Below are 6,000 nucleotides of genomic sequence, written 5' to 3'. Positions count from 1 at the left end.
CCGCGTCCACGCACGAACAGAAGTGTTCGTTGCGCTGTGCCTACGGCTCGTTATTGCCATCACCAACTACGAGCGCGGAAACCTACCGGGCTGTGAGAAGCTATGAGATGGATTCTATGACACGCTCATGTAGGTCTAGCCATATCGTGGATTCGTAAAAGGGTATCGTCGCGGCTGAGAATTGACGGAAAGCGAGGGCATCGCCCGGGAAACGATACTACAGGGCGAGTTACTTTCCGAGAGATTTCATCTTTTTCGAGTTGGAAAAACGGAACTCGCGCGGCTACGGCTCGTTCGAGTTCCACGAGAACGCCGAGGGGAGGTGGTGCGGCGTGTTTCCGCCGCGCTCGTCGGCTCGCGCGCGGTACGCGTCGAGGTCCTCGCGGAACGAGGGGTCGGCCACCGCGATCAGTTCCTCGGCGCGCTCGCGCGGGGAGAGTCCCCGGAGGTCGGCCACGCCGTGTTCGGTGACGACCACGCTCGCGTCGTGTTCGGAATGGTCGACGTGCGGCGTCAGCGGGACGACCCGCGAGACGTCGCCGTCGACCGCGGTCGAGGGGAGCGCGACGATCCCGAGCCGGCAGTTTCGCGCGAAGTCGCCGCCGCCGCCGATGCCGTTGACGACGCGGGTCCCGCCGATGTGGGTCGCGTTCACGTTGCCGTAGAGGTCGACCTCGACGGCGCTGTTGACGCCGACGACGCCGAAGCGGTCGATGAGCTCCGGCGCGTTCGAGACGTCGGCCGGGCGGAGGACGACGTCCTCGGCGTAGCGTTCGACGTCCGCGAACAGCCGATCTTGCCCCTCGCTCGACAGCGCCAGCGAGGTGGCGCTCGCGCCGCGGAGGTCGCCCGCGTCGAGCATGTCGAGGAGGCCGTCCTGAACCACCTCCCCGACGTACGCCACGTCGCGGTCGCCGAAGTCGACGTCCGCGAGCGCGCCCATCAGGGCGTTGCCGAGGCTGCCGACGCCGAACTGGAGGTTCACCGCGTCGGCGAGCAGGGGGTTGCGGTCGAGTTCGGCCTCCAGGAACTCGCCGAGGTTCGCCGCGATGGCCTCGTCGGTCGCGGAGACCGCGCGGAACTCGTAGGGGTCGTCCGGCCGGTCCGTCTCGACGACGGCGGCGAGCTTCTCGGGGTCGAACGCGACCGCCGGGCCGCCCGTCTCGCCGAGCGGGTCGTCGAGGGGTATCGGCGCCCGGTTCGGCGGGTCCTCGCGCACGTGGACGTCGTGAACGCGGGCGAGGTCGAGCGGCTGCGCGCGGTTGACCTCGACGACGAGCCGGTCGGCCGCGCCGACGTAGGCGGGCGTGTGTCCGATCGACGTGGAGGGGACGAGCCAGTCGGGGCCGACCGCGACCGCCTCGACGACCGCGACCGTCTCGCCGCGCATCCCTGCGCGGAGGCCGCCGAAGCGAACCTCGTCCGCGAGCCGCGAGATGTGGCGGTCGTGGAAGGCGAGCCGGCCCTCGTTGGCGGCCCCGCGGGAGGTCTCGTTCGGGACGAACGGGTAGCGCCGGGCCATGTCGCCGGACTCGACGAGGTCGCGGTCGATCTCGTCGCCGACGCCGCCGCCGGAGATCACGGTGAGCTCGCGCTCCCCGTCGGCGGCGGCGACCGCCTCGGGCACCAGCTTCGGGTAGCCGACGCCGCCGAAGCCGGAGACGAGCAGCGTCGCGGTCTCGGGGACGAGCGCGGCCGCCTCCTCGGGACCGGCGAACGGCAGGTCGCCGCCGAGCCGCGTCGCCGGCACCGGGTCGTCGAGCGTGGGCGCCGCGGGGCCGGAGGGCGCGGGCGTCACTCCAGGTCCTCCGGCTGGGTGCCGATCCCCTCGGGCCAGCCCGTGGGCTGCGCCGCGCTCGGCTCGGCGTGCGAGCGCTTCAGAACCATCGGCGTGCGCTCCAAGGAGAGGACGAGCTCGTCGTTCTGGTTGTACGCGCGAAGCTCCGTGGTGACGATGCCGACGTGGTCGCGGGAGGAGGACTCGCGCTTCTCGATCACCTCCGACTCCGCGAACAGCGTGTCGCCGTGGAAGACGGGCGCGTGGTGGCGGATGGCGTCGTAGCCGAGGTTCGCGGTCGCGTTCGCGCTCACGTCGATGACGCTCATCCCGACCGCGAGGGCGATGACGAAGGTGCCGTCGACGAGGCGCTCGCCGAACTCCGTCTCGGCGGCGTACGCCTCGTTGAAGTGCATCGGGTTGAGGTTCATCGAGAGGTTGGTGAACCAGACGTTGTCCGTCTCGGTCACCGTCCGACCGTAGGGGTGTTTGTACACGTCCCCGACCTCGAAGTCCTCGTAGTAACGCCCCTCCCAACCGCCGACGAGCCGGCGGTCCGTTTCCCCATCGTCGCCGCCGTCCGTCTCGGCCTCGTCTCCGTCGTGTGCGTCGCTGTCGCGTGCCATACCGACCCCGACAACGAACGGCTAAAAGAGGGTTGCGCTCGCGGCCCCGTCCGCCGGATCGGCCTCGGCGCGATCGATTCGGCCTCAGCGCGATCGATTCGGCCGCCCCGCACGGACCGGGCGCGCCGGAGCCTACAGCGACGACGTGTACAGCAGCAGGCCGACGGAGACGATGGTGACGAGCAGGATCCACCCGACCATGATGATCCCCATCTGCCGGTGCGTGAGGTTCGTCCCCTCAAGGATCTCGGAGATACCCATACGACGCTCAACTTACTCGGGATATATAAGCGGTCTGGGTCCGGAAGGGTCGGTCGACGCGGGAGAGCGGACCGAGTCCCGGAATTCAGCGTTCGACTTTCTAACCGCGGAGGAATATTAAAGAGAGTTCGTATACGACGTATACACATGAGTACTCGTAACGTTCGGCTCGATGAGGACGTCTACGAGCGGATAAAAAGCGAAAAGCGGCCGGACGAAACGTTCTCCGAGACCGTGGAACGCCTGATTGGCAGGGCGTCCTTGCTCGATCTGGCCGGGATCTTGAGCGACGAGGAAGCCGACGAGTTCCGGCGCGCTATCGACGAATCCGACGAAGCCGGCACGCGGGAAATCGACGAGTTGGTCGACCGATTCGACGGCGACGATGATTCTTGATTCGTCGTTTCTCATCGATCTGATGAACGGCGACGACGGGGCGGTGGAGGCCGCACGCGAAATCGAGGGGAGCAGCGTCCCACAGCGAGTACCGGCGCAGGTCGTGTACGAACTGTACGTCGGCGTCGGCTACTCGGAGAGCGCGTCCCGAGAGGTCGAGAACATCCAGTCCGTGTTGGAGTCGCGTCCCATCGTCGGTCTCACCGAGGACGTTGCGAAACACGCCGGACGTATCGACGGACAACTCCGTCGCGAGGGAGGTCGCATCGGACAGGGCGACATCAAGATTGCCGCGACTGCGATCCGTCACGACGAACCGGTTATCACCGGCAATCCAGCGGATTTCAATCGGATCCCGGACGTTGAAGTCCGCGAGTACTGAGACGCCGCTCGCGACGTTGCTCGCGGTACAAAAACATGGACTCGCGGGGGTCCCGTGAGCGGCAGCGAACGGGACCACGCGAGGGAACGACTAAGCGAACGAAGTGAGCGCAGGAGTGGACTCGCGGGGATTTGAACCCCGGGCCTCTTCCTTGCGAAGGAAGCGATCTGCCACTGATCTACGAGCCCTCACGACGAACCAATCGCCGTTCGTATTTGTACCTTACCTTTCGGTGACCGGCACGCGAGCGGTTCCCACTTCGGGACCGAACGGGTTCGATCGAGCCGGCCGACACCCGCGAACGCGGCCGGCACCGACGGGGTTAGGTACCCCGCGAGGGAACGTATTCGTCAGGCGGTCTCCGGTCGGCCTCGTCGATTAACGTTTCTGAGACGCATTCCACATTCGTTACTCTTTTGCCCGCGGACGACCGACCGTGAGATATGTCAGACGCGACGGCGACCGACGCGGACACCGACGTGGACCCGGCCGCGCTCGCGGCCCTCAAACACGTCGGGCTGGTCGGCGGCCTCTCCGAGACGAAGGTGTCGTGCGCGGCGCTCGGCGACCGACTCGACGCCTCCACGCAGACCGCCTCGCGGCGGCTCCAGACGCTCGAATCCGCGGGCTACATCGAGCGCGACGTGGTCAGCGACGGGCAGTGGGTCCGGGTGACCGACGCGGGCGAGGCCGCGCTCCGCGCGGAGTACGCCGACTACCGCCGGCTGTTCGAGTCGGACGTCGAGCTGTCGCTCCGCGGGTCGGTCACCGGCGGAATGGGCGAGGGACGCCACTACATCACGCTCCCGGGGTACGCCGATCAGTTCCGCGAGCGACTCGGCTACGACCCGTTCCCGGGCACGCTCAACGTCGACCTCACCGAGGAGAGCGTCCGCCGGCGCGGCGAGATGGCCGGCATCGACGCCGTGCCCATCGACGCGTGGGAGGGCGAGGACCGCACCTACGGGGCGGCCACCTGCTACGGGGTCACCCTCGTCGCGGGCGACGAGCGCTACGAGGAGGTCCACGCCATCGTCCCCGACCGCACGCACCACGACGACGACCAGCTCGAACTGATCGCGCCGGACCGTCTGCGCGACGCGCTCGACCTCGCGGACGGCGACGCGGTAGAGGTTCGCGTCGAGCCGACGAGTCGCGCCGACGAGCCGGAGGCGACCGCGGTCGAGACGGAGGCCGCCTGATGCGCGCCGACGTCGACGCCGACGCGGAGGCGACCCCGGGGGCGAGAGAGTCGGTCGACGCCGAGACCACCGACCCCGTCGAGCGCGCGCTCGACGCCTTCCGCGCCGGCGACCCCGTCTGCGTCCACGACTTCGCGGACCGCGAGGGAGAGACGGACATCGTCTACCCGGCGGGCGCCGTCGACGAGGCCGCGGTCGCGCACATGCGCAACGACGCCGGCGGGCTGATCTGCGTGGCCGTGAGCGACGCGGTCGGCGACGCGTTCGACCTGCCGTTCCTCGCCGACGCCATCGACCACCCCGCGGTCGACGACGACCCCGACTACGACGACCGGTCCTCGTTCTCGTTACCCGTGAACCACCGCGAGACGTTCACCGGGATCACGGACGCGGACCGCGCGAAGACCATCGTCGAGGTGGCGAACGCGGCCGGCCGCGTCCGGGACGACCCGACCGCCTACGGCCCCGACGACTTCGCCGCGGAGTTCCGCGCACCCGGTCACGTCCACGTGCTGCGCGGCGACCACGACGGTCTCGCGGGGCGGACCGGCCACACGGAACTCGGCCTCGCGATGGCCGAGGCCGTGGGCACCGCACCCGCCGCCGTGGTCTGCGAGATGCTCGACGACGAGACCGGCGACGCCTTGGCGCCCGCCGACGCCGCCGCCTACGCGGCCCGCCGCGACATCCCCTACGTCGAGGGGGCGACCCTCGTCGAGGCGCTGAAGTAATCGGTTCGCCGGCGCCCGCGCTCCGGCCCGCCGTTCTCCTACCGTCGGCTCGCTCGTATCGCCGCGATCCGCCGACTGGACCACCCGACGAGCCAGTACTGCCAGACCGCCGTCCCCGCCGCCCCGAGCGCGAACAGGGCGATGGCGATCAGCGGCGACGACCCCGACCAAGCGACCATGACACCGAGGTACACGGCGGCCGCCATGGGCCACGCGAGCACGGCGGCCGCCGGGAGCCCGACGACGGCGATCGACAGCGCGTCGGTGAGCCAGACGGTGAAGCCTATCGCGGTGACCCCGGCGAGCGCGGCGGTCTTGACTGCCCGCGACCGCGAGGGCGTCGGAACGCGGTCGGGGGCGAGCGCGACGAAGCCCGCGGCCGCGGCGTACGCGAGCAGCGGCAGCGCGGCGAAGAACAGCGCCTTCACGACCCACGGCCACGGGTCGAGCGCGAGGACGCCGCCGCAGCCGAGGACGTACGCGGCGACGAGGAACGGGAGGTCGTGCGCGCGTCGCGGGCGGAGAGCGCCGAGGGTCGGTGACGGCGGATCGGCCATGTCGGATCTGAACCCCGGCGCGTCATAGGCCTTCGGGGGGTCCGCGGCGAGCGTTCCGGCAGCCCCCG

The 6,000-nt window shown here is 69.5% G+C and carries 8 protein-coding genes, 1 tRNA gene and 1 pseudogene; 5 read left to right on the top strand and 5 right to left on the bottom strand.

Annotated elements, in window-relative coordinates; genetic code table 11:
• Positions 1 to 106: pseudogene (locus EXE46_RS10080) on the top strand (IS5/IS1182 family transposase); the annotation flags it as partial.
• A gap of 177 nt (positions 107 to 283) precedes the next feature.
• On the opposite strand, the gene EXE46_RS10075 reads toward EXE46_RS10080, so the two are convergent.
• From EXE46_RS10075 to EXE46_RS17620, 3 genes are all read right to left on the bottom strand, one after another.
• On the bottom strand, positions 284 to 1,798 hold the full coding sequence (locus EXE46_RS10075) for an acetyl-CoA hydrolase/transferase C-terminal domain-containing protein (RefSeq protein ID WP_137688265.1): 1,515 nt from the start codon (positions 1,796 to 1,798) through the stop codon (positions 284 to 286).
• Complete coding sequence (locus EXE46_RS10070; RefSeq protein ID WP_137688264.1) at positions 1,795 to 2,403, bottom strand: MaoC family dehydratase; 609 nt, start codon at positions 2,401 to 2,403, stop codon at positions 1,795 to 1,797. The genes EXE46_RS10075 and EXE46_RS10070 overlap by 4 nt, the downstream gene beginning before the upstream one ends.
• A gap of 132 nt (positions 2,404 to 2,535) precedes the next feature.
• Positions 2,536 to 2,664 carry a hypothetical protein gene (locus EXE46_RS17620; RefSeq protein WP_255509526.1) on the bottom strand — a complete coding sequence of 43 codons (129 nt, stop codon included), beginning with the start codon at positions 2,662 to 2,664 and terminating at the stop codon, positions 2,536 to 2,538.
• A gap of 147 nt (positions 2,665 to 2,811) precedes the next feature.
• On the opposite strand from EXE46_RS17620, the gene EXE46_RS10065 reads away from it, so the two are divergent.
• Together EXE46_RS10065 and EXE46_RS10060 are read left to right on the top strand one after the other, a co-directional pair.
• Positions 2,812 to 3,060 carry an antitoxin VapB family protein gene (locus EXE46_RS10065; RefSeq protein WP_137688263.1) on the top strand — a complete coding sequence of 83 codons (249 nt, stop codon included), beginning with the start codon at positions 2,812 to 2,814 and terminating at the stop codon, positions 3,058 to 3,060.
• A gap of 22 nt (positions 3,061 to 3,082) precedes the next feature.
• Complete coding sequence (locus EXE46_RS10060; RefSeq protein WP_241981529.1) at positions 3,083 to 3,442, top strand: PIN domain-containing protein; 360 nt, start codon at positions 3,083 to 3,085, stop codon at positions 3,440 to 3,442.
• Positions 3,443 to 3,558: 116 nt separating this feature from the next.
• Here EXE46_RS10060 and EXE46_RS10055 read toward each other — a convergent pair.
• A tRNA-Ala gene (locus EXE46_RS10055) sits at positions 3,559 to 3,630 on the bottom strand.
• 255 nt (positions 3,631 to 3,885) lie between these two features.
• Here EXE46_RS10055 and EXE46_RS10050 point away from each other — a divergent pair.
• Positions 3,886 to 4,644, top strand: coding sequence for a DUF120 domain-containing protein (locus tag EXE46_RS10050; protein ID WP_137688261.1), 759 nt, complete (start codon positions 3,886 to 3,888; stop codon positions 4,642 to 4,644).
• A complete protein-coding gene (ribB, locus tag EXE46_RS10045) occupies positions 4,644 to 5,375 on the top strand; it encodes a 3,4-dihydroxy-2-butanone-4-phosphate synthase (protein WP_137688260.1) in 732 nt (243 codons plus the stop codon). The genes EXE46_RS10050 and ribB overlap by 1 nt, the downstream gene beginning before the upstream one ends.
• A gap of 38 nt (positions 5,376 to 5,413) precedes the next feature.
• Here ribB and EXE46_RS10040 read toward each other — a convergent pair whose 3' ends face one another.
• Positions 5,414 to 5,932, bottom strand: a complete 519-nt coding sequence (locus tag EXE46_RS10040) for a hypothetical protein (protein WP_137688259.1) — start codon at positions 5,930 to 5,932, stop codon at positions 5,414 to 5,416.
• Between the last annotated feature and the right edge of the window lie 68 nt (positions 5,933 to 6,000).

It is taken from the genome of Halorubrum sp. GN11_10-6_MGM (genome assembly GCF_005435165.1).
Lineage (GTDB): Archaea > Halobacteriota > Halobacteria > Halobacteriales > Haloferacaceae > Halorubrum.
This window is presented reverse-complemented; position numbering and strand designations above follow the sequence as displayed.

Bases quoted from the DNA above. Each gene is read 5' to 3' on its own strand.
- EXE46_RS10070 (WP_137688264.1), bottom strand. From the start codon at position 2,403: ATGGCACGCGACAGCGACGCACACGACGGAGACGAGGCCGAGACGGAC.
- EXE46_RS17620 (WP_255509526.1), bottom strand. From the start codon at position 2,664: ATGGGTATCTCCGAGATCCTTGAGGGGACGAACCTCACGCACCGGCAG.
- EXE46_RS10065 (WP_137688263.1), top strand. From the start codon at position 2,812: ATGAGTACTCGTAACGTTCGGCTCGATGAGGACGTCTACGAGCGGATA.
- EXE46_RS10060 (WP_241981529.1), top strand. From the start codon at position 3,083: ATGAACGGCGACGACGGGGCGGTGGAGGCCGCACGCGAAATCGAGGGG.
- EXE46_RS10050 (WP_137688261.1), top strand. From the start codon at position 3,886: ATGTCAGACGCGACGGCGACCGACGCGGACACCGACGTGGACCCGGCC.
- ribB (WP_137688260.1), top strand. From the start codon at position 4,644: ATGCGCGCCGACGTCGACGCCGACGCGGAGGCGACCCCGGGGGCGAGA.
- EXE46_RS10040 (WP_137688259.1), bottom strand. From the start codon at position 5,932: ATGGCCGATCCGCCGTCACCGACCCTCGGCGCTCTCCGCCCGCGACGC.